Genomic DNA, 22,054 nt, shown 5'->3' on the forward strand with positions numbered 1-22,054 from the left:
TCGTTAAATGGTAAATTGGGCACAGCGAAAGGTGGCGATTATACCTGTATTCGCAGTAAACAGGTGTATAAGCAAGGCAGTGCCAATGACCCTAAGCAAGTTGCGCATCATAGCGAGTCGGTGTGTGTACCACGGGGTGAGCCAATACGTATCGCGCCCCCAGAGCATAGCCCCAAGCCGATGGTGTTTACCGCCACAGTGCGCTCGCTGTCGGGGTCAAAGGCCAATCCTCACTTAGATGCACAAGGGCAATATGCCACGCAAGTACATTTTGATAGTCAGGTGACTGAATCGGTAAAGCGCCTCACACAATATGCCTGTCGTGGTCAAAAGCAACCGACAGGGTTACACTTTCCACTGCTGCCAGACAGTAATGTGCTCATCGGTTGTATGAACAACGACCCTGACCAAAGTTACTTGTTAGGGTTTGCGCTTAATGACACGCAACCATCTGTTGTTACCAGCGCCAATAACGCCCAAAACGTGCTCTGCTCTCGCGGCCAAAACCTGTTGATGTTTGATGACACCCCAAAAACCCCGCATATTGTGTTGCAAACCCTAGCAGGCAACCAGCACTTGGTGTTACATGGGGATAAAAAGCAGCCTTATATCCACTGGCTTGCGCAACTTGGCGCGATGAATATTTTTGCAGCCAAAGACATACAACTTGGCAGTGTTAAAAGCGCAATTCGACTACTCACCAATAAAACCTTTATTGCCAGCGCCAAACAACAACTGGCACTGGAGAGTAAAAAGTCGGTGATTGCTGATGCAGCAACCAACCTAGACGTCACCGCCAATCAAATTGACGTCAGCGCCGAACAAAATATCACCCTTAAGGCGGGTCGCAGTCATCGCAGTGTTATCCAAAGTGATATCAACCTCAAGGCAGACAACAACCTTACCATTACCGCCCCAGCGGGAAGTCAAATCATTCAAAGCCAAGGCAATATCACAGTAAAAGGCAGTGGCTCTGGCAACCTCACCCTTGCCAATGGCGGCAGTGAAATCAGTATTGACTCAAGTGGTAACGTCAACATCTTTGCAGACAAGTTACTGACCTTAAAAGGCAAAGCCATGACCGTGTTTGACGGTAGCATGGAGCAAGATATTGGTGGTAAACAAAGCGCCACGATGCCGAGTGTACCGCAAATTCAAGCGCTCTCTGAGAATGCTCGACTCTCACTTGCCGCCGATGGCATTGCCACCATGATGAGCAGTACCATTGAGTTGTCTTACACCTATCAAGATGGCAGCCCAATTATGGGCGCACCTTATACCATTCGATTTGCAAACGGCACAGAGCTGACCGGTTACTTAGACGACAGCGGTAAAGCAAAAATTGAGAATGCACCACCCGGTCAATACACCGTGCAATATGGTGAGGACAAACGCGATTACCTACCAGAAGATAATCGCCCTAAAAATCCACTGTATGGACAAATCACCCCAGCGCGAGCCGCTGAAATGGTACGCAGCGGCAATACTGCACCACTGATAGAAGCCAACGGCATCGCAACCCAAGCAGGCGATTGGTTATGGGGCACACTACAAGGCGACTTTAATCAAAACCCTTCTACGTCACAAATCGTGGTAGGTACCTTGATTTCCATGATACCGATTATCGACCAAGTCATGGATTTACGAGATATCACCGCCAATGTCATGTTACTGACCGACGATGATGAAGCCAACGACACCGACGCTTGGCTTGCCTTTACCCTAACGGGTATTGGTTTAGTGCCAGTTGTGGGCTCAGCAGTCAAAGGCGTGGGTAAGGTTATCTTAAAAAATACCGGAGAGTCTCTCTCCGCTGCGCTTGCCGTTTTACGCAAGCTCGGCAAAGGCGACCCAGTTAAATACCTAAGAGACATCAACTGGCAAGACCTAGGAAAACAATCCGCCACGGAAGTTAAAAACATCGTCAAAGGCCTGCGCGATTCACTTGATGACATGTCCACCAGTTGGCACTACGACCTACTACTTCCAGACGCCGCTATCGAAGGCATGCAAGCCACGGTAAAACGCCTAGACGAGGTCACCCCCAAAATCGACCAGCATATGCAACAAGCCGCCCAAGAAATCGGACAGCGAGTTAATAAAGCACTGGATGAGTATCAAGGCCAACCACCAATTCGAGGCGTTACCGATAAGCCCACCAAAGCCAAAGCTGATGAGTTGGAACCACCAAAAGGGAATGAGCTGCCGGGGGGTGGAGCTGCAGTGAATGAGAAAATTTCCAGCTCAAACTACAAAAAATATACACCTAATATGGTCAATAATCGCAAAATGTATAAAAGCGATCTTGATTTTACGTCAGAAATACCAGCACATATTGATTCAAGTGTTCATAAGAGTATTAGAGCTAAAATTGAAAATGGTTGGTCAAATCTTGATTTAATGAAAAATGGGAATGCTCCGATAGGGAAGGATGGTAAGCAAATAAATTTGCATCACATTTTGGGACAAGAACCGAGCCCAATGGTTGAGCTTCTATCTTCAACTCATAAAAAACACCACAAAGCTTTACACGGTCTAATCGAAGATGGTAAAAGTTTTAGGAATAACCAATCACTCCAATATCAGTATGATAAATTTAAAAAAGAGTACTGGAAACTTAGAGCAAAAGATTTTGAGTAGGAAAGTTATATGAATAAATATAGTGAGTTAATTAAACAACTTGATTTGAGCGAACACGAAACCTTTTGGCAAGGTGCGGCTGACCTGAAAGAAATAGCTCTACTTGAAAAGTTAATTTCGATTAGGCTTCCACCTTCACTAGTGAGTTTTTTAAGAGAGTGTGGCGGCGGGGGAGTGATAGACTCAGAGATCTCTGGCATTGAAGATAATAATGCCAACTTAACGCACGGTGGGACGATATTAGGTGACACTCTAGATTGCAGGGGAGAATTTCAATTACCTAAGCATTTAGTTGTCATTTTTTATAAAGAAAATGAAATCTGTTGGTGCTTAGACTCTAATACCCAAGAGGAAGAATACAAACTGGTTAATTATAACTTATTTAAAAAACAAGTTGACGAGGTAATCTCGGACTCCTTCTTCTCATTCTTTTGTGAATATGTTGAGATTAGAACCTCGTAATTTTAATTATAATTAAGTCAAAAATACTGAGAGCTGCGCTTAGTAGTCACGGTGGGATCGCCTTTGTAAAAAGACTTTAACACCCAGCTCTTTTCTGATCTAATAACGCCCACATTATCACTATCTACTTGTTAATTATGTCGTTATTTAGCTAACTTTAACTTGTTGAAGATAAGCGTTCTTCCATCAACCAACATCATGCTCTTACTGATGTCTTGTTTCTTATCATTTCGGCGGTTTTATCTAATTGAGAAGGCTGGAAAGATACCGAAATATTTGGGCGCAGTAAACTACCATGGCTCAGGCAGTTTGAAAATGGAGAAATCTATGGCTTTGTGCCAGCTCTTGCCCTTGCTGGCGAACCTAAGCTTGAGAATCTCCAAAAGGTAAAAGCCACGGAACATTTGGCATTCCTAGCTGACCTTGGAGAGAAGCGTGTTATGGCTGATATCGTTGCGCTATCTAACCAATTAACCCCATAACCAATAGCACTTTTTTAAGTCCTTTAAATACATAGATGTTGCAAGGCTAGGTTCAATCATCCTCCTAGCCTACATTTCTCATCAAATTTCTTTTGTTGCTTTCATGTACATTTTTAATTAGAGAAGCCGAGGTAGCTAACTTTCAACTGCTTTATTGAGATGGAATGCAGTGGTAAGACAAAGCCGTAAATAAAGACCCAAGACATATCATAACCATAGTCAAAGTTATCTTAAAAAAATACCGGAGAATCTTTCTCTGCTGCGCTTGCCGTACTGCGGCTTTTTACCCAAAGAAAAGTCGGTAAAGGCGACCCAGTTAAATACCTAAGAGACATCAACTGGCAAGACCTAGGAAAACAATCCGCCACGGAAGTTAAAAACATCGTCAAAGGCCTGCGCGATTCACTTGATGACATGTCTACCAGTTGGCACTACGACCTACTACTTCCAGACGCCGCCATCGAAGGCATGCAAGCCACGGTAAAACGTTTCAGTTTATAGGGAGTTTCCGGTATGGATGAGGCAGCAAGGTTTGCGTTGAGAACAATGGGCCCTACCACCCAAGTGAATATAGAATTAGAACGGTGTAAGTAAGGAGGTTAGAATAATGACCAAACAATTTGAAATAGATGAAGATTTCGAGTGGTTTCTTGAAAAATTTGAAGAGCCTACTGAAAAACATCAAGCCCCAGCAGAAATAATAAAAAAGTTTGAAGGTAAACTGCCTACTAGATTATTAGAATATTGGAGTGAATACGGGTTTTCTGGTTTCGGGGAAGGGCTTTTTTGGTTAACTAATCCCGATGATTATGATGATACCTTAGATGCATGGCTTGGAGATACAGTTATCGTCGAGCAAGACACATATTATGTAATTGCTCGCAGTGCATTTGGTGAGCTATTCTTATGGGGAGAGAAATTTGGACATAAATATCTAATCGACCCATCTCACGGTTGGATTATAGAGAAAGAAGGTAATGCCGAAGACATAGCAGTTGGAGAAGAAAACGATGCCATACAGTTTTTCTTTAGTGCAAAAAGGCCAACATCGCTGGATATAGATGATACGAGTGGAGGCTTACTTTTTGAGAAATGTAAACTTCGATTATCTCAATTAAAATATAACGAAATGTATGCTTTTGAACCCGCTTTTTTTCTTGGTGGGCAGCCTACCATTGACAATGTCAGTAAAGTAAATATTTTCGCCCATCTAAGTGTATTAGCATCATTTGGTCAGAAAGAAATACTAGACCAACAAGGGCTTATAGCTAAGGCTTATTCATAATAAATGCTCCTGTTATTAAAGTAGCAAATAAAAACCACTTAACTCCTTACCACTAAAAACACTTACTTATTAATTGAAAATGCGATGATGATTAACTTTGAACTCATCGCCAATCAAATTGACGTAAGTGCCACACAAAATATCACCCTTAAGGCGGGTCGCAGCCATCGCAGTGTTATCCAAAGTGATATAAAGCTCAAGGCAGACAACAACCTTACCATCACCGCCCCGGCGGGAAGTCAACTCATTCAAAGCCAAGGTAATATCACAGTAAAAGGCAGTGGCTTTGGCAACCTCACCCTTACAAGACGGTTGCACTATATCGGCTTAGGATTTGAGGATTAAGTGTGATGCCGGGGCGACGTTTTCTTGGTTCGTTCTTTTTTGTCGTTTTAAAAAAATGAACGAGGAGCGCATGGATGGGCTTTGATATTAAACATGGAGGTTTATTTTGCTAACGGCTGATAGCTCGAAATTTATCGTAAAGTCAGCCCGTCCTCTTGACAGTTTTCGACGCCCATTCATGGGCTGCGACTACCCGAAAAGCATAACTTCTCGGCGGGTAAAGCGCCTCCCACAACGCTATTTACACTGTGAGGCTGGAGCCGCTTTTGAGCTTATAAACTACTTTATTGCTACTGAGAAAGTGGAAATTCCACAAGCAACTTTATTCCCCCTCCATCACACCCGAAAATCCTAAGCCGATATGCAATGTGCCGATAGGATGTCGGCTAAGTCTTGTCTGGCATCATGGACGTGCCTTACAAGACGGTTGCACTATATCGGCTTAGGATTTGAGGATTAAGTGTGATGCTGGGGCGACGTTTTCTTGGTTCGTTCTTTTTCGTCGTTTAAAAAGAATGAACGAGGAGCGCATGGATGCGCTTTGATATTAAACATGGAGGTTTATGTTGCTAACGGCTGGTAGCTCGGAATTTACCGTAAAGTCAGCCCGTCCTCCTGACTGGTTTCGACGCCCATCCATGGGCTACGACTACCCGAAAAGCACACTTCTCGGCGGGTGGACCGCCTCCCACAAAGTTATTTGCATCGTGAATTAGGAGGCTGTGAATTGGGAGACATACTAGGTTGTTGGTTTCTTATAAGCCTCGACACAGCGTAATTGCTAAAATAATCCGTGCTTACTCTCACAGGAAGAGTTATTGCCATGTACCACGTTGAATTTGGCGAGGTGTGTTACGCCATCCCTCAAATTGTGATTCGACATTTTCATTAAAATTACGAAAGATTAGCTCGATGTTTTGTGCAGGTACAATATTGCACGGATTGCTGCTTTCTTGTCGTAAATACTCGAAAAAAGCGTTGCTGTTGTGCTCGACCATAAATCCCGTAAACAGATAACTATTGGCATATAAGGTGGTACTTTGCATGGTTTGCCACTGATTTTCGCTATTGAATAGGGTGTTAATATCAAGCTTGGCAAAGCGCGATTTCAAAATCCCTTCTTTCGTTAACCAATCTTCGTCAGAGAGGTAAACTGAAAATTGACCTGTTTCGGTAATTCTTAGGTGCTCAAAATACTCGGCTAAGCCTTCCGTTACCCATCGAGGGGTTACGCCGAAATAGTAAAAAACGAGGGCGTGCACGGACTCGTGAATGAGCGTTCTTAGCGTTTCTTCTTCAGTGCGACCGCCATTGATAAAGCCTTGGTTTTGAAACAAGAAGTACATGCCCAAGGTGCCAGCGGGCTCGGCATCGCGAGAGAGGATTAGCTCATTGTAGTCAGCGTCATTGGCGGCAATATGCATGTTCAACTGGATGGGAGATAAGGCTTTTTTATGCGCTAACTGGTTAAAAAAGTGCTTAAACATCATATACACCACGTTGAGGGCTTGCTGCGCCTGATACTCAACATAAGGGCTCACGGGTTCACCCGTTAGATTGAGTTTAAAATTTTCAATGTGGTTGAATTGCGTTTGCAAGGAAAATACTTCGCGCTTTAGTACCCCGCAGGTAGGTGTTGAGATACCGCTGAACATATTAACAAGATCACTGTGCCCGTTTAGGTTATAAAAGGTTTTTTCTGGTATTTCAGGTAGCTGCTGTCTTGTTACTTTTGGTGGTGCAACCGTTAGGTGAGGAGTGGTGTCTGGCTGACTTAAACGTTTTTCGGTATGGGTGTCTAGCTGTATGCCTAATTCAGTCAATAAAGGTTTGATAGACCTCATCGAGTTTGCTGCTGCACTTGGGTAGATAAAATAAAGCGCAAACAATATCAGCGTGATGATAAGTAGTAGGACAAAGACCCGCCAAACCAAAGTGATATCCTTGTGTAATACATGCCCAGAGACTCTGGTTATACTCGATTATCGGTAAACTTGGCAATCGGTAATTTGATTATCGACTTATTTCCATGGCATTAAATAACATCTACTTTAGTGTGTCATAGCGTATCGTTTGCATGATTTGCCATTCTTTTTTCTACAACAATGTACCCATAATCTAATTCGTTGCCTATACTTTTTGAAAAAATAACAGAGCATACAGATGAAAGTAGTTTGGCCGTTGATTTTACTGTGTTGTGTGAGCGGGAGTGCGAGCGCGCTTGATACTCAGGTGAATATTACGACGGGGCAATGGCCGCCGTACTTAGATCAAGCGAAACAAGATCAAGGCTGTGTGGCTGCTGTGATCCGAGATGTCTTTGCGCTCTCTGATATCAAAGTCCGATTTTTATTTATGCCTTGGGAACGCGCCTATCAAGAGGGAATGAAGGCGGCTTACATTGGTAGTGCTTATTGGTATTACAGCGAGCAAAGGAGCAAAGACTATATTTACACTCAATACCCACTCACTGAAGAAACAGCACGCTTTTATCATCATCGAGATTTAGCGTTTACCTATACGAGTTACGCAGATCTCAAGCCATTTAGATTGTTGCTCAATCAAGGGTTAACTTATCCGCCTTCTCTGCTAGAGGCGATAGAGACGCTTGAAATCAAAACTTCATATGCCACGTATACCAGTAAAAATGTGGCACTGATCCTACGAAACCGTGCAGATATTATGATTATGGACGAAAAATCGGCGAAGTCCTATCAGCAGGAACTGCCTGCGGAAGAAGCGGAGTTATTAGTGGCGCAAGCGATCCCTGCTTTTATCCAAAAAGGCTATTTGCTTATCAATAAGCATCATAGTGAATATGTCGAGTTGTATAACGAAGGGCTTAAAAAACTATGGGCGGATGAAGACTATGTTGCTCAGTATCGTGCTCGCTGCTCTCGTGTGTTTACTGATTGATTGCTTTTTGGTTTTGCTAAAACCAAATAATGTCCTGATCCGTTGCGAAATCATTCATAAGTTAGAATCTAAATTTGTTTTTAATGTTTTTCATAGCCTGTTGGCTATTTTGACGGTATATAAAGCATAAAGAATGTTATTACACATAAAGCCTAATAGTGTATTCAGTGGGATTTTAGAGCATGCTTTGCAGCCAACAATCGTAAAGACTATCTTGAATCGTCATTGGCTGCTTTAGATTAAGACTTGCCTTATCCAAACCGCCTTCCGGCAGCTTGATTTTACGTTAAATGGTATATGCCTATCTGGTCTGACCATTTAAATCACCTTTTAAATTTTCCCGATTCTTGGTTAAAGTTTATGCACGCCAACTGTTGTTTTTACACTCAGCTAATTATTGAATTGGGCTGAATTTTGACAGTTGTCATGGATTTTGATAACGTATTGTGCAAATTTGGTATGACCAATTTACCTATGAAGTTAATTCTTACCAAATTGATTAAAATAAGTCAGCGGTCTGGCTAGGTCACATCATAAAAAATTGGCGTTATTTCAATGTCTTTAAAGATTAAAGCAGCAAAATTATCCGACGTAATACTAGAACAGCTTGAGAATATGATCCTCGAGGGCTCGTTATTACCCGGTGCAAAGTTGCCGCCTGAGCGTGAACTAGCTAAGCAGTTTGAAGTGTCGCGTCCATCACTTCGTGAGGCTATCCAGAAATTGGAAGCTAAGGGGCTTGTTACCCGTCGTCAAGGTGGTGGCACGTATGTTAAAAATCAGCTAGAAGAAGGGCTGACTGATCCGTTATTTGACTTGATCAGTAAGCATCCAGAATCTCAGTTTGATTTACTTGAGTTTCGTCATGCATTAGAAGGCATCGCCGCCTACTACGCGGCACTCAGGGGCACAGAGAATGACTTTGCAAAGGTACAACAAAGCTTTGACAATATTGCAGAGATAGGTGATGACTTGATGCAAAAGGCAAGGGCAATTAATGCTTTTCACTTTGCCGTTGCAGAAGCGTCACATAACGTCGTCCTGCTTCATCTTGTAAAAGGGATGCAGTCATTGCTTGAGCAAAACGTGTTGCAAAACTTAACGGTCTTGGTGCAAAAATCAGACGTGAGTGAGCAGCTCGGTGAGCACAGAAAGTTGTTATTAGATGCGGTGATCAATGGTAACCCTGAACAAGCAAGACTTGCTAGTAACGCCCACTTAGCCTTTATCGAAGAAGCGTTATTAGAAGCCGGTAAAGAGCGTTCGCGAATAGAACGTTCACTGCGTAGAACAAAACAGCAGTAATCGGACTTGATTCAGTAAGAATTGGCACAAATAGAATAAATTCGTATTTTAAACATAAGGAACACTCCATATGTCTGAAGTCAATAAAATTGACGTAGACGCGCTAGAAACCCAAGAATGGTTACAGGCGCTTGAGTCGGTCGTAAAAGAAGAAGGCGTAGAGCGCGCTCAGTTCTTGTTAGAGCAAGTATTAGAGCAAGCGCGTCTTGATGGCGTAGATATGCCAACAGGCACTACGACTAACTATGTCAACACTATCCCAGCAGATCAAGAGCCTGCGTATCCAGGGGATGTGAACCTTGAGCGTCGTATTCGCTCTATCATCCGTTGGAATGCGATCATGATCGTACTTCGTGCTTCGAAGAAAGATCTTGAGCTGGGCGGGCATATGGCCTCTTACCAGTCGTCAGCTGCATTCTATGAAATGTGTTTCAACCACTTCTTCCGTGCACCAAACGAGAAAGACGGTGGTGACTTAGTGTATTACCAAGGCCACATCTCTCCGGGCATTTATGCTCGTGCATTTGTTGAAGGCCGCCTAAGCGCTGAGCAGCTAGATAACTTCCGTCAGGAAGTAGACGGTAACGGTATTTCTTCATACCCACACCCTAAGTTAATGCCTGAATTCTGGCAGTTCCCAACGGTTTCTATGGGTCTAGGTCCAATCGCGTCTATCTACCAAGCGCGTTTTCTTAAATACCTAGATGGCCGTGGTCTAAAAGATACGTCTGAGCAACGCGTTTACGCCTTCCTTGGTGATGGTGAAATGGACGAGCCAGAATCACGTGGTGCGATTTCTTTCGCTGCCCGTGAAAAGCTAGACAACCTATGCTACCTAATCAACTGTAACCTACAGCGTCTTGACGGCCCAGTAATGGGTAACGGTAAGATCATCCAAGAACTAGAAGGCCTATTTAAAGGTGCTGGTTGGAACGTGATCAAAGTCGTTTGGGGTTCTGGTTGGGATAAGCTACTTGCCAAAGATACTACGGGTAAATTGCTACAACTGATGAATGAAACAGTTGACGGTGATTACCAAACTTACAAAGCAAAAGATGGCGCCTTCGTACGTGAACACTTCTTCGGTCGTTACCCAGAAACAGCAGCGCTTGTTGCTGATATGACTGACGATGAAATCTTCGCGTTGAAGCGCGGTGGTCATGAGCCATCTAAGCTATTTGCTGCATTTAAAGCGGCACAAGAAACCAAAGGTCGTCCAACTGTGATCTTAGCTAAAACTGTAAAAGGTTACGGCATGGGCGCTGCGGCTGAAGGCAAAAACATTGCTCACCAAGTTAAGAAAATGGACATGACACACGTAGCACACCTACGTTCACGTCTAGGCCTAGATGACTTGGTATCTGATGAGCAATTACAAGAGCTACCTTACTTGACGCTAGAAGAAGGGTCAAAAGAGCACGAATATCTACATGCTCGCCGTAACGCGCTTCACGGTTATACACCTAAGCGTTTACCTAACTTCACAGAAACGCTTACGCTACCTGAACTAGATGCATTTAAACCGCTTCTAGAAGAACAAAAGCGTGATATCTCAACCACAATGGCATACGTTCGTGCGCTTAATATCTTGTTAAAAGACAAGAACGTTGGCAAGAGCATTGTTCCAATTATTGCTGATGAAGCGCGTACCTTTGGTATGGAAGGTTTATTCCGTCAAATCGGTATTTACAACCCGCACGGCCAAAACTACAGCCCAGAAGACCGCGATATCGTTTCTTACTACAAAGAAGCAACGTCAGGTCAGGTACTACAAGAAGGTATCAATGAGCTAGGCGCGATGTCTTCATGGGTTGCAGCGGCAACGTCATACAGCACGAACGACCTACCAATGATCCCGTTCTATATCTACTACTCAATGTTTGGTTTCCAACGTGTAGGTGATATGGCGTGGATGGCGGGCGACCAACAAGCGCGTGGCTTCCTATTAGGGGCAACTGCCGGTCGTACAACGCTAAATGGTGAAGGTCTACAGCACGAAGATGGTCACTCACACATTCAAGCAGGTACAGTGCCTAACTGTATTTCTTACGACCCAACGTTTGCATTTGAAGTAGCGGTTATTCTACAAGATGGTATCCGTCGTATGTACGGTCCAGAGCAAGAGAACGTGTTCTACTACCTAACGCTCATGAACGAAAACTACCATATGCCAGCAATGCCTGAAGGCGCTGAAGAAGGTATTCGTAAGGGTATTTACAAGCTTGAAAGCTACACAGGCGACAAAGCACAGGTTCAGCTAATGGGCTCGGGTACTATCTTGAACGAAGTACGTAAAGCGGCGCAGATCCTAAGCGACGATTACGGTATCGGTTCAGACGTATTCTCTGTAACGTCATTTAACGAGCTTGCTCGTGACGGTCAAGATGCAGAGCGTTTCAACATGCTTAACCCAGAAGCAGAGCAAAAAGTGGCTTACATCACCAGCGTACTTGGTGACGCGCCAGCAATTGCTGCTACGGATTACATGAAAAACTACGCTGATCAAGTACGTGCATTTATGCCGAGCGCATCTTACAAAGTACTTGGCACAGACGGTTACGGTCGTTCAGACAGCCGTGAAAACCTACGTCGTCACTTTGAAGTGAATGCCAGTTACGTGGTAGTTGCTGCACTTGGCGAGCTAGTTAAGCAAGGCAAAGTTGAAAAATCAGTAGTGACTGACGCTATCAAGAAATTTGATATCGACACCACCAAAACTAACCCACTTTACGCATAAGAGGACGAGTGATGGCAATCGAAATTCATGTTCCAGATATTGGTGCCGATGAGGTTGAAGTAACCGAGATCCTAGTAAGCGTAGGTGACACGGTTGCAGAAGAGCAATCGCTTATCACTGTTGAAGGCGACAAAGCATCAATGGAAGTACCTGCCTCTGTGGCGGGAACAGTTAAAGAAATCAAAATAGCGGAAGGCGATAAAGTATCGACTGGCTCTTTGATCATGGTTTTTGAAGCGGCAGGTGAAGAAGCACCGGCAGAGCAACCAGCAGAAGAAGCTAAGCCAGAAGCAAACGCCTCTGGCAAGACAGAAGTGAAAGAAGTTCACGTACCAGATATTGGTGGCGATGAAGTTGAAGTAACTGAAATCTTAGTAGCTGCGGGCGATGTTGTTGAAGAAGAGCAATCGCTTATCACGGTTGAAGGCGACAAGGCTTCAATGGAAGTACCAGCACCATTTGCAGGTACTATCAAAGAAGTGAAAATCAACGCGGGTGACAAAGTGTCAACCGGTTCATTGATCTTCATCTTCGAAGTGGCAGGTAGCGGTGATGCACCTGCGACTAACGAAGCTGCAGAAGCGCCTGCTCAAGAGCAAGCACCTGCTGCATCAGCTGAAAAAGAAGTGCATGTACCAGATATCGGTGGCGACGAAGTTGAAGTTACTGAAATCATGGTTGCTGTTGGCGACAGCGTTGAAGAAGAGCAATCGCTTATCACGGTTGAAGGCGACAAAGCCTCAATGGAAGTACCAGCTCCGTTTGCAGGTACGATTAAAGAGATCAAAGTCAATGCCGGCGACAAAGTATCAACGGGTTCTTTAATCTTCGTATTCGAAGTGAAAGGCGCGGCACCTGCACCTCAGGCAGCTGCTAAAACTGAAGAAAAACCAGCTCAGCCTGCGGCTTCAGCGGCAAAATCTGAAGCACCAAAAGCCTCTGCACAAAAAGATGATTTTGTAGCGAATGATCAGTATGCCCACGCATCACCTGTGGTACGTCGTTTAGCGCGTGAGTTTGGCGTTAACCTAGCTCGCGTTAAAGGTACAGGTCGTAAGAACCGTGTACTAAAAGAAGACGTACAAAACTACGTGAAAGAGCTGGTTAAGCAAGTTGAATCTGGTCAAATCGCAAAAGGTGGCAACACTGGCGGCGGTGAGCTTGGTCTTATTCCTTGGCCAAAAGTAGATTTCAGCAAGTTTGGTGAAATAGAAGAGAAGAAACTTTCTCGCATCAATAAGCTATCGGGTGCAAACCTTCATCGTAACTGGGTACAAATCCCACATGTTACGCAGTTTGACGAAGCAGATATCACTGAGCTTGAAGCGTTCCGTAAAGAACAGAATGTGCTAGCTGAGAAGAAGAAAATGGGTGTGAAGATCACGCCATTAGTATTCGTGATGAAAGCGGCTGCAAAAGCACTTGAAGAGTTCCCAACGTTTAACTCTTCACTATCTGAAGATGGTGAGAGCTTAATCTTGAAGAAATATGTTCACATCGGTATCGCGGTTGATACACCAAATGGTCTAGTGGTTCCTGTTGTTCGCGACGTGAACAAGAAAGGCATCATTGAGATATCACGCGAGTTGATGGAAATTTCTAAGAAAGCACGTGACGGTAAACTGACGTCTGCTGATATGCAGGGCGGCTGTTTCACTATCTCAAGCCTAGGCGGTATCGGCGGTACGGCGTTTACGCCAATCGTTAATGCTCCTGAAGTTGCGATTCTTGGTGTTTCTAAGTCAGACTTCAAACCGAAATGGAATGGTAAAGAGTTTGAGCCGCGCCTAATGGTGCCGCTAAGCTGTTCATACGACCATCGTGTCATTGACGGCGCACTAGCAGCTCGCTTTACTGTGACACTTGCAAACTACTTAAGCGATATTCGCCAGCTAGTAATGTAAGAATAGAAACCGCATGACTTAGGTGATGCGGTTTTCTTGTATTTTATTGTTCCGCTTGATAATTAGGCGGGACAATAGAGAGTGTGAATGATACACTTTCGAGCAATAATAACTCTCTCTGCCCTGTGCCCCGAATCGGGTGTTTGGCAGGCACTTTGGGTCGGCTACTCTCGACGAGTAAACCCGTTCAAATAACAGTTAAGGTAATAACATGAGCAACGAAATCAAAACTCAAGTTGTTGTACTAGGCGGTGGTCCTGGTGGTTACTCTGCAGCATTCCGTGCAGCAGACTTAGGTTTAGACGTTACACTAATCGAATCTCGCGACACGCTAGGTGGTGTGTGCTTGAACGTTGGTTGTATCCCTTCAAAAGCCCTTCTTCACGTTGCAAAGGTAATTGACGATGCAGCAGAAATGGCTTCTCACGGTGTTTCTTTCGGTGCTCCACAAATTGACCTAGACAAAATCCGTTCATGGAAAGAGTCTGTGATCGGTCAACTTACAGGTGGTCTTGGTGGAATGGCTAAGATGCGTAAAGTAACTGTAGTTAACGGCTACGGTAAGTTCACAGGTTCTAACACTATCGCTGTTGAAGGTGCTGACGGTGCAAAAACAGTGACCTTTGATAACGCAATCATTGCAGCGGGTTCTCAGCCTGTAAGCCTACCTTTCATTCCTGAAGACGAGCGTATCATCGACTCTACAGGTGCACTTGAGCTTAAAGACGTGCCTGAAAAGCTACTTGTACTAGGTGGTGGTATCATTGGTCTTGAGATGGGGACTGTTTACCGTTCACTAGGTTCAGCGATTGACGTAGTTGAGTTTGCTGATCAACTAGTACCAGCGGCTGACAAAGACGTTATCAAGATTTACCAAAAGTACGTTAAAGACAAGTTTAACGTGATGCTTTCTACTAAAGTTGTTGCTGTTGAAGCGAAAGAAGACGGTATCTACGTATCTTTCGAAGGCAAGCAAGCACCTGAAGGCCAAGTTCGTTATGACAAAGTACTAGTTGCTGTTGGTCGTACACCAAATGGTAAGCTAATTGACGCTGACAAAGCGGGCGTAAATGTTGATGAGCGTGGCTTTATCAGCACTGACAAGCAAATGAAGACTAACGTTGATCACATCTTCGCTATCGGTGACATCGTAGGTCAACCTATGCTTGCGCACAAAGCGGTTCATGAAGGTCACGTTGCTGCTGAAGTTATCTCTGGTAAGAAGCATTACTTCGATCCTAAGTGTATTCCTTCAATTGCATACACAGATCCAGAAATCGCTTGGGTTGGTGTGACTGAGAAAGAAGCAAAAGAGCAAGGTCTAAGCATTGAAACTGCGGTATTCCCGTGGGCAGCTTCTGGTCGTGCAATCGCTTCTGCACGTACTGAAGGTTCTACTAAGCTTATCTTTGATAAAGAGTCAGGCCGTGTGATCGGTGGTGCTATGGTTGGTATCAATGCAGGTGAAATGCTTGGTGAAATCGGCCTAGCAGTAGAGATGGGTGCTGACGGTGAAGACCTAGCGCTTACTATCCACGCTCACCCAACGCTGAATGAGTCAATCGGTCTAGCTGCTGAAATCTTCGAAGGTTCAATCACTGACCTTCCAAACAAAAAAGCAGTGAAGAAAAAGTAAGTTTTTCTGAGCTTTCAAAAACCCAGCCTTGTGCTGGGTTTTTTTGTTTTTGGGACCCTAGGTTGTAACTCGCTCTTTATAACCTTGGCAGACTAGTTACTAAACAGTATGCTTAGAAAAGGGGCAAAAGTGTTGAGTGTACATGGAACAAATTGAGATATTTGAGATCCCAAGTCCGTGTAAGGGGATCTGTCAGGTAAATAATCGCGGTTATTGTAAAGGTTGCTATCGCAGTCGCGAAGAGCGCTTTGAGTGGAATAATCTTAATAACGAGCAAAAACGTAAAGTTATTGCGCTGTGTCAGCAACGATATAAAAGGTACTTGCAACGTAAATCAAAAACGGAGCAAACAGATGAGCAAACAGGAGAAAACTTTAAATTTGATATTTAGCTTTGAGCATTTTTATTACCCCCTTTCGTTCGAATTCCTCTAGTTTTGCCTTGATTAGTGGAATTAATTGTTCATTGCGCTTATGCACGAAGTGAAAGCTCTCAACGACGGCTAAATTTTTTATTTGTAGGGTTTCTTCATTGATATTTTTTAAATGTGGCTTCAAGTGAAAGTCGAGAATAAGTGCTCCTTCAACTTGCTTCTGCATGACTAAATTGAGTTGTGCTACCGCGCTTTTCACCCCGATAACATAAGCTTGGATTTGGTGCTCAGCCAAATATGTGGTCGCTACAGGATAGCCGCTGCGAACCGTTAAGGATTGAAGCTCCCTAAGTTTACAATCGCCACAAAGGGTGAATAGCTGCAAGTTAAACTGAAACAACGGGTAATCAACACGACGCAAGTTTGGATACTCCTTTTCCACGCTCGCAACTCGAGCTAACTGTCCATCTAGGTTTCCTGCATTAGCTGCAATTAGAGAGCCTTTGTGATTAAATTCTTCAAGGCGTAGCTCTATGTCGAGAGATTGATAAACCATTCCCATAAGTTCAATTACATAGAGTGCTTGCGGGGTCTTTGGCGGTTGATTGAAATGCATAACTTTTGGCGTATCTGTGGCTGCTTGAGTCGCCGTTGAAATCATCATAATTAAACATAGTAATGCGGTTTTCAATCCAACTCCGTCAACTGATTACTTAGAAGTAGAGGCTATTAGTATACATAATTTTTACAAAAAAGTGCACAGCATCTCGGTTTAATCAAAACTAGATTTTGCTGCAATAGGTGTGTTGGCTTGTGATACACTTGTGGTTCCCTTCACTTAAAATTGAATGATGTGTAATGAGCCACAACCTATGTTTGCTACCTAGACAAGAAAAATACCAAATTCAACTTGAGTATGAAGCATCGTTTTGGGCGTACCAAATAAAACGAGGCAAAAAAAGTAGAGAAGCAATCTATGACGCGATCAATCAAAGGCCACTCTCTGAACAGGATACGTTGAAGCAAAAGTTTGAATTTTACTTGAGCCTGATGCTTGCTTGATGTATTCGGTTGAACTACTCCCAGCGATAATGACACCGCTCGTTAATAAGTTTTATGATGCTCAAAAAGCACGAGGACGAGCTGCAAAACACGACAACGTTTGGGTAGTTAAAGATAATAGTAAAATTATAGCGGCTTGTCGTTTACAGCCTGTAGATGGCTATTGGTTACTTGTAGGCGTTTATGTTGCACCGCAGTTTAGACGCAAAGGTGTTGCAAAAAAATTAATTGAATCAGCTGTTTATCATTTTCGCAGTGTAAACCCTGGGCAAACAGTTTATACCTTTGCATATCGCCACCTCTGTCATTTTTATACCGCACTTGGGTTTCAAAATAACTCATGCCAATTACCGTCTGAACTCGCTTCTCGCTTATCTAGTTATCTTGGACAAAACCGTCAACTCGTGGCAATGTATTACGTCTAATTAACAATCTCGGCCTTTTATGTTTCGCCTGTGTTTTATATTTTGCATTTGCCTATTTACTGCATTGGTAAATGCCGCGCAAATTTCACGACTTTCACCTGCTGAAGGGTTATCACAAAGTTACGTCAATACACTGCTTATCGACGAGCAAGGGTATCTATGGCTTTCCACTGAAGGTGGGCTTAACCGTTACGATGGCTATCAGGTATTGGATGTAAATGGACCCGATGGCGTACTTGATAAAGTGCAGGTAAATTATATCTATCAGGACAACCTTGGTGGGATTTGGATCACGACGGGTATTGCAGGGTTACTGCGATACGATCCGATGAAAGATGAGTATAGAAAATATATAGAACCACCGTCTACAGAGGACGAGTTTTATTCTAATTTGGTTAATATTGTTTTGACCAAAGATGATGATCATATGTGGGTTGTGCGTACCAATGATGTTGCGACCCTCAATATCCACTCAGGTAAGCTCAAGAGTGAGGTGACTTTACCGTTAGATGAAGAAAGTGGTTTTATACGCGCTGTTTATCAACATCAAGACATCTTGTTTATCGCCACTTCAGAGCGCTTGTTTGCATATCATTTAACAACGAAAAAATTAAGAACCCTCGATCACCTTGCTCCCATTGAACATCCTTATCAAACAAATACTAAATCACTATTTATTTTAGACCAGGATACCTTGCTCGTGGGTGCGGTTCAGGGGATGTATGAGCTAGATATTTCTCAACTACTAAAAGATTTTGACGCAGAGGTACAGTTTAAAACGCTGCTTCCCGAACTAAACATATGGAAAATGCTCAGGCATGATGAACATACCTTGCTGCTTGGTACTGACAAAGGTCTTGTTTATTACACGATTGAAGATGGTAATGCGGTTCGAGATAGCCGTTTGTCTTCAAGCGTATTTTTGCCGTCAAATACCAGTATTATCGATATTGTTAAAGACAACTATGGTGGCCTTTGGGTCGCCACAAAAGAAGACGGTGCATTTTACTTACCAGACAGTACGCTGGCGTTTGATAATGTTAGTGATCTTACCGTTGAAGGTGAAGGTTTTTCTCACAGTAATGTCTGGGCGATGCATGAATCTAATCAATTTTTGTGGCTGGCAACGAATGACGGCCTAACACGATACAATCCAAAAACCAGAGAGACTAAACAGTTTCTAAAGGGTTACTTGGGTGACGAAATTCTCTCAGAGTTTATTATCTGGAAGATTGCGGAGTATAAAAATAAGCTTTGGCTGACGACGGTAAAAGGACTGTTTGTCTTTGACCCTATTACTCACGAAGTAACAAGGCCCAAGGCTAACAATCCAGAAGATAAAGAGATATTGACATCCTTTGTGAAAGGTGGGGAGTTGTTATCTGATGGTAAGTTTTATTTCGTCAATAGTGACGTTGGGATGTTCGTTTACGATATTAATACAGCAGAGCTGACACACCTGACGAAGTCATTTGAAAATGTCGATCCGTTTCTTACTTATGGCTTCTACCCACCACTTCCAAACGAACCGCTTAAACCCCTTTACTACTATGCTGGCGTATTGCTGCAATATGATCCGCAGTTGGAAACGCTAACTGAGATCTATAAAGCGCCGAAAGCAAATAAGCATTTAGCGGTCGATATCACTACCTACACCATAGATAAAAATAATATCTTGTGGTTGTCGCTATCATCCTTTGGTTTGATTGGTCTGACGTTAGATGGTTACGAGCCAATTTATAACATCGATTTAAAAGCCCACAAAATAGATACTTTGATGTATGAAATGCGCCAAGACAAGGAAGGTATGATTTGGATGTCATCTCACAAAGGTATTTGGCGTCTAGACCCAGATAATTTGCATTTACAACAATTCACGACCGAAGATGGCATACTTTCTAATGAGTTTAACGGTGGCGCGTCGGTGATGTTGGAAGACGGTCGCATAGCCTATGGTATGTTGAAAGGGTTTGTGGTGTTTTCTCCCGATGACAACAGACCTAAAAAGCCATTACTTGATCATGTCAATATCACCAGCGTGGATTTAATTTCTCGCCCAAATCAAAAAGCCGGATTAAAGCAATTTGATCACATCGAGCTTGAGCATGATGACATTGGACTCGAAGTGTCATTCTCTGCAATGGCATTTAGTTATCAGGATCGGATTATTTATGAGTATCAAATATCTGGTGGTCAGAAGATCCTGAGTCGTAATCAAAATCGCGTGGTATTTCCTAAACTTAATCCCGGTGAATATGCGTTAAAAGTTTGGGCTAAAGATCCGTTAACGGGAGATTATACACCGCCTGCAAAATTAACCATTAATGTAAATTACCCCGCGTGGCGCTCACCTGTTGCGATTGCCGGATATGTTTTTCTTACGCTCTTACTACTGTCTCTTTGGAGCTATCGAAAGTATCGCGTTGAGCAACTTATTCTTGCCGCTCATAAGGAAACACAAGACCGCGAAGCTAGGTTGAAAATGGCGCTAGAGGGAAGTAACTCCGGCGTATGGGAGTGGCATGCGGGTAGTACCTTAATCTATCAGCCTCGATTAGTTACGGAGCTCGATTACGAGCTTGAGAGTGTTGGCTTGGATGATTATCTGCAAAAGATACATCCCTCGGATAGAGCCATGTTTCGCTTACAGTGGCTTGAGTTCGTCACAACGAACAAAGGCTTTATCGACTGTACTTATCGATTAAAAGACAGCAAAGGTCAGTGGCGTTGGTATAAGGACTTTGGCAAGGTACTTGAGTGGGATGAAGGTAATCCAACTCAGGTGGCAGGCACCTATACCAACTTAACGCGTGAGCGTTTATTTGAAGAGCGAGCCGCATTATTTGGGGCGGCGTTTGAGCAGACCCGTGACTGGGTAATGATCTTAGACAAAAGACTGCGTATTCAGGCTTGTAATCGGGCGATGCAAAATGCCTTTAACCTTGACTCTATCCCATCATCAAGCACTGCGGTGAAGCTTGGGATGTCGAGACAAAAACGTATGATGTATCTACGCCAGACGTTGGCGCTGGCTGTGCATCAGCATTTAAGCTCTGAGGAAGTGGTGAGTTTGCCCAATGGTGATGAAAGAGACGTACTTATAAAAATTAGTGCCGTGGCGAATAGCGATGGTGAACTATACAGTTATGTGGTGGTGCTTACCGATATTAGCCAGCAAAAGCGCACAGAAAAAGAGCTATACCAGCTTGCTAACTATGATTTACAAACTAAGTTACCAAATAAAGCGTTATTGATGGATAGAGTGCAGCACGCAATCGTGCATTCGCAACATACACATTTCGCACTTTTGGTCATAAAGTTTAACCGTTTGCAGAACCTATACGATATCTATGGTGCAGACTTTGTTGCTGAGTTGCTTCCTCTGCTTGCAACAAAGCTACGCTGCTGCTTCCGTGAGTTAGATAGCTTAGCGACGGGACATGATAAGTCGTTTTATGTGTTGATGGAGCACCTCGACAACCCTGAACAGGTTCATCAGTATGTTGAGTGTTTGGTTCACTCATTTAGTACTCCAATTGAAGCCGCAGGGCATACCGTACTTATGCAACCTGCCATTGGTATTGCAATGTATCCCGACGATGCGTCAGACGCTTTTGAGTTAAACCAAGCAGCAAAGGCTGCGCTTGAGCATGTTAATGTACAGCAAATTTCCAGTTATCAGTTTTTTCGCGAAGAAATGAATGGCAAGGTTAGGCGTTCACGAGAAGTCGAGCAAGCACTTATGAGGGCCTTAAAAAATGGTGAATTTAGTAATCATTATCAGCCTATTGTCGATGTAGAAAGCGATACTCTGCTTGGCTTTGAAGCGCTATTACGCTGGCCTGAAAATAGCGAGTTTTGTGCGCAGGAGTATGCGCTTGCTGCTGAACATGCCGGTGTCGTTACCGAGCTTACCTTACAAACACTTTCTCGGGCATTAGTTGAATTGAGACACTGGCAAACCATGAAGCAAGACCTATATATATCCATTAATCTCTCGGCCATTGATTTTGAATCCTCAAGCTTAGTCGAGGATATTCAACAAGCACTGTGCCGCAGTAAAGTGTCGGGTCATTCTGTGGCCTTTGAGATAACAGAAACAGCTCTGCTTTCTAACGTTGAGAGCGCGGTGAAAGTGATGAAAGAAATAAAAGCACTGGGCTGTCGTATCTATATGGATGACTTTGGGACGGGGTATGCCTCTTTGACCTATCTGCAACAATTGCCTATTGATGTCATCAAGATAGATAAAAGCTTTGTACAGCAAATTGCTGAGGATCCTGAAAGCTATTTAATTATTCGCTCATGTGTAAATTTAGCGCATGGATTGGGATTAAAATGTGTCGCAGAAGGGGTGGAAAACGATCTACAGTATCAACGCATCAAAGCAGAGCAAGTTGATTATTATCAAGGTTACCGTTTCAGCTCGGCGATTAGTGGCGAACAAGTCGCGCAGCTACTCTCTGAAATATAGCTGTAGTC

Annotated in this window: 16 protein-coding genes and 2 pseudogenes; 16 read left to right on the forward strand and 2 right to left on the reverse strand. The window is 43.5% G+C overall.

Annotation, left to right across the window (positions count from 1 at the left end; all coding sequences use genetic code 11):
• Positions 1 to 1,953: 1,953 nt before the first annotated feature.
• From PNC201_RS23655 to PNC201_RS03845, 7 genes and pseudogenes are all read left to right on the forward strand, one after another.
• Positions 1,954 to 2,211 (forward strand): annotated as a pseudogene (locus PNC201_RS23655) (polymorphic toxin type 15 domain-containing protein); the annotation flags it as partial.
• 189 nt (positions 2,212 to 2,400) lie between these two features.
• Positions 2,401 to 2,640: an HNH/ENDO VII family nuclease gene (locus PNC201_RS23660; RefSeq protein ID WP_325050974.1), complete on the forward strand. Its 240-nt coding sequence runs from the start codon at positions 2,401 to 2,403 to the stop codon at positions 2,638 to 2,640.
• A gap of 9 nt (positions 2,641 to 2,649) precedes the next feature.
• Positions 2,650 to 3,102, forward strand: coding sequence for an SMI1/KNR4 family protein (locus PNC201_RS03825; protein WP_095728256.1), 453 nt, complete (start codon positions 2,650 to 2,652; stop codon positions 3,100 to 3,102).
• Positions 3,103 to 3,287: 185 nt separating this feature from the next.
• Positions 3,288 to 3,419: pseudogene (locus tag PNC201_RS23465) on the forward strand (transposase family protein); the annotation flags it as partial.
• Positions 3,420 to 3,437: 18 nt separating this feature from the next.
• Complete coding sequence (locus tag PNC201_RS03830) at positions 3,438 to 3,584, forward strand: T6SS immunity protein Tdi1 domain-containing protein (RefSeq protein ID WP_233525243.1); 147 nt, start codon at positions 3,438 to 3,440, stop codon at positions 3,582 to 3,584.
• A 607-nt stretch (positions 3,585 to 4,191) separates the two neighbouring features.
• Positions 4,192 to 4,869 (forward strand): GAD-like domain-containing protein, encoded by a 678-nt coding sequence (locus PNC201_RS03840; RefSeq protein ID WP_102056228.1) that lies wholly within the window; start codon positions 4,192 to 4,194, stop codon positions 4,867 to 4,869.
• Between the two features lie 84 nt (positions 4,870 to 4,953).
• The gene (locus PNC201_RS03845; RefSeq protein ID WP_102056229.1) at positions 4,954 to 5,214 is read left to right on the forward strand and encodes a hypothetical protein; all 261 of its coding nucleotides are present in this window, start codon (positions 4,954 to 4,956) and stop codon (positions 5,212 to 5,214) included.
• 815 nt (positions 5,215 to 6,029) lie between these two features.
• On the opposite strand, the gene PNC201_RS03850 is transcribed toward PNC201_RS03845, so the two are convergent.
• Positions 6,030 to 7,148: a DUF1570 domain-containing protein gene (locus tag PNC201_RS03850; RefSeq protein WP_102056230.1), complete on the reverse strand. Its 1,119-nt coding sequence runs from the start codon at positions 7,146 to 7,148 to the stop codon at positions 6,030 to 6,032.
• A 229-nt stretch (positions 7,149 to 7,377) separates the two neighbouring features.
• On the opposite strand from PNC201_RS03850, the gene PNC201_RS03855 reads away from it, so the two are divergent.
• The 6 genes from PNC201_RS03855 to PNC201_RS03880 all read left to right on the forward strand — a co-directional run bounded on the left by PNC201_RS03855 (position 7,378) and on the right by PNC201_RS03880 (position 16,103).
• Positions 7,378 to 8,130, forward strand: coding sequence for a substrate-binding periplasmic protein (locus PNC201_RS03855; RefSeq protein WP_102056231.1), 753 nt, complete (start codon positions 7,378 to 7,380; stop codon positions 8,128 to 8,130).
• 555 nt (positions 8,131 to 8,685) lie between these two features.
• Positions 8,686 to 9,435 carry a pyruvate dehydrogenase complex transcriptional repressor PdhR gene (gene pdhR, locus PNC201_RS03860; protein WP_010370324.1) on the forward strand — a complete coding sequence of 250 codons (750 nt, stop codon included), beginning with the start codon at positions 8,686 to 8,688 and terminating at the stop codon, positions 9,433 to 9,435.
• Positions 9,436 to 9,505: 70 nt separating this feature from the next.
• Positions 9,506 to 12,172, forward strand: a complete 2,667-nt coding sequence (gene aceE, locus PNC201_RS03865) for a pyruvate dehydrogenase (acetyl-transferring), homodimeric type (RefSeq protein WP_102056232.1) — start codon at positions 9,506 to 9,508, stop codon at positions 12,170 to 12,172.
• Between the two features lie 11 nt (positions 12,173 to 12,183).
• The gene (aceF, locus tag PNC201_RS03870; RefSeq protein WP_010607390.1) at positions 12,184 to 14,076 is read left to right on the forward strand and encodes a pyruvate dehydrogenase complex dihydrolipoyllysine-residue acetyltransferase; all 1,893 of its coding nucleotides are present in this window, start codon (positions 12,184 to 12,186) and stop codon (positions 14,074 to 14,076) included.
• Between the two features lie 211 nt (positions 14,077 to 14,287).
• The gene (lpdA, locus tag PNC201_RS03875) at positions 14,288 to 15,712 is read left to right on the forward strand and encodes a dihydrolipoyl dehydrogenase (protein ID WP_010607389.1); all 1,425 of its coding nucleotides are present in this window, start codon (positions 14,288 to 14,290) and stop codon (positions 15,710 to 15,712) included.
• Positions 15,713 to 15,854: 142 nt separating this feature from the next.
• Complete coding sequence (locus PNC201_RS03880; RefSeq protein ID WP_102056233.1) at positions 15,855 to 16,103, forward strand: DUF1289 domain-containing protein; 249 nt, start codon at positions 15,855 to 15,857, stop codon at positions 16,101 to 16,103.
• Here the strand turns inward: PNC201_RS03880 and PNC201_RS03885 are convergent.
• Complete coding sequence (locus PNC201_RS03885) at positions 16,087 to 16,776, reverse strand: hypothetical protein (RefSeq protein WP_010607387.1); 690 nt, start codon at positions 16,774 to 16,776, stop codon at positions 16,087 to 16,089. The two genes, PNC201_RS03880 and PNC201_RS03885, sit on opposite strands and share 17 nt — an antisense overlap.
• Positions 16,777 to 16,943: 167 nt before the next feature.
• On the opposite strand from PNC201_RS03885, the gene PNC201_RS03890 reads away from it, so the two are divergent.
• The 3 genes from PNC201_RS03890 to PNC201_RS03900 all read left to right on the forward strand — a co-directional run bounded on the left by PNC201_RS03890 (position 16,944) and on the right by PNC201_RS03900 (position 22,046).
• Positions 16,944 to 17,147: a DUF3283 family protein gene (locus PNC201_RS03890; RefSeq protein WP_010607386.1), complete on the forward strand. Its 204-nt coding sequence runs from the start codon at positions 16,944 to 16,946 to the stop codon at positions 17,145 to 17,147.
• On the forward strand, positions 17,147 to 17,572 hold the full coding sequence (locus PNC201_RS03895) for a GNAT family N-acetyltransferase (RefSeq protein ID WP_102056234.1): 426 nt from the start codon (positions 17,147 to 17,149) through the stop codon (positions 17,570 to 17,572). Before PNC201_RS03890 ends, PNC201_RS03895 begins: the two co-directional genes overlap by 1 nt.
• Before the next feature lie 133 nt (positions 17,573 to 17,705).
• Complete coding sequence (locus PNC201_RS03900) at positions 17,706 to 22,046, forward strand: EAL domain-containing protein (protein ID WP_102057842.1); 4,341 nt, start codon at positions 17,706 to 17,708, stop codon at positions 22,044 to 22,046.
• Positions 22,047 to 22,054 lie beyond the last annotated feature (8 nt).

The organism is Pseudoalteromonas sp. NC201 (genome assembly GCF_002850255.1).
Taxonomy (GTDB): Bacteria; Pseudomonadota; Gammaproteobacteria; order Enterobacterales; family Alteromonadaceae; genus Pseudoalteromonas.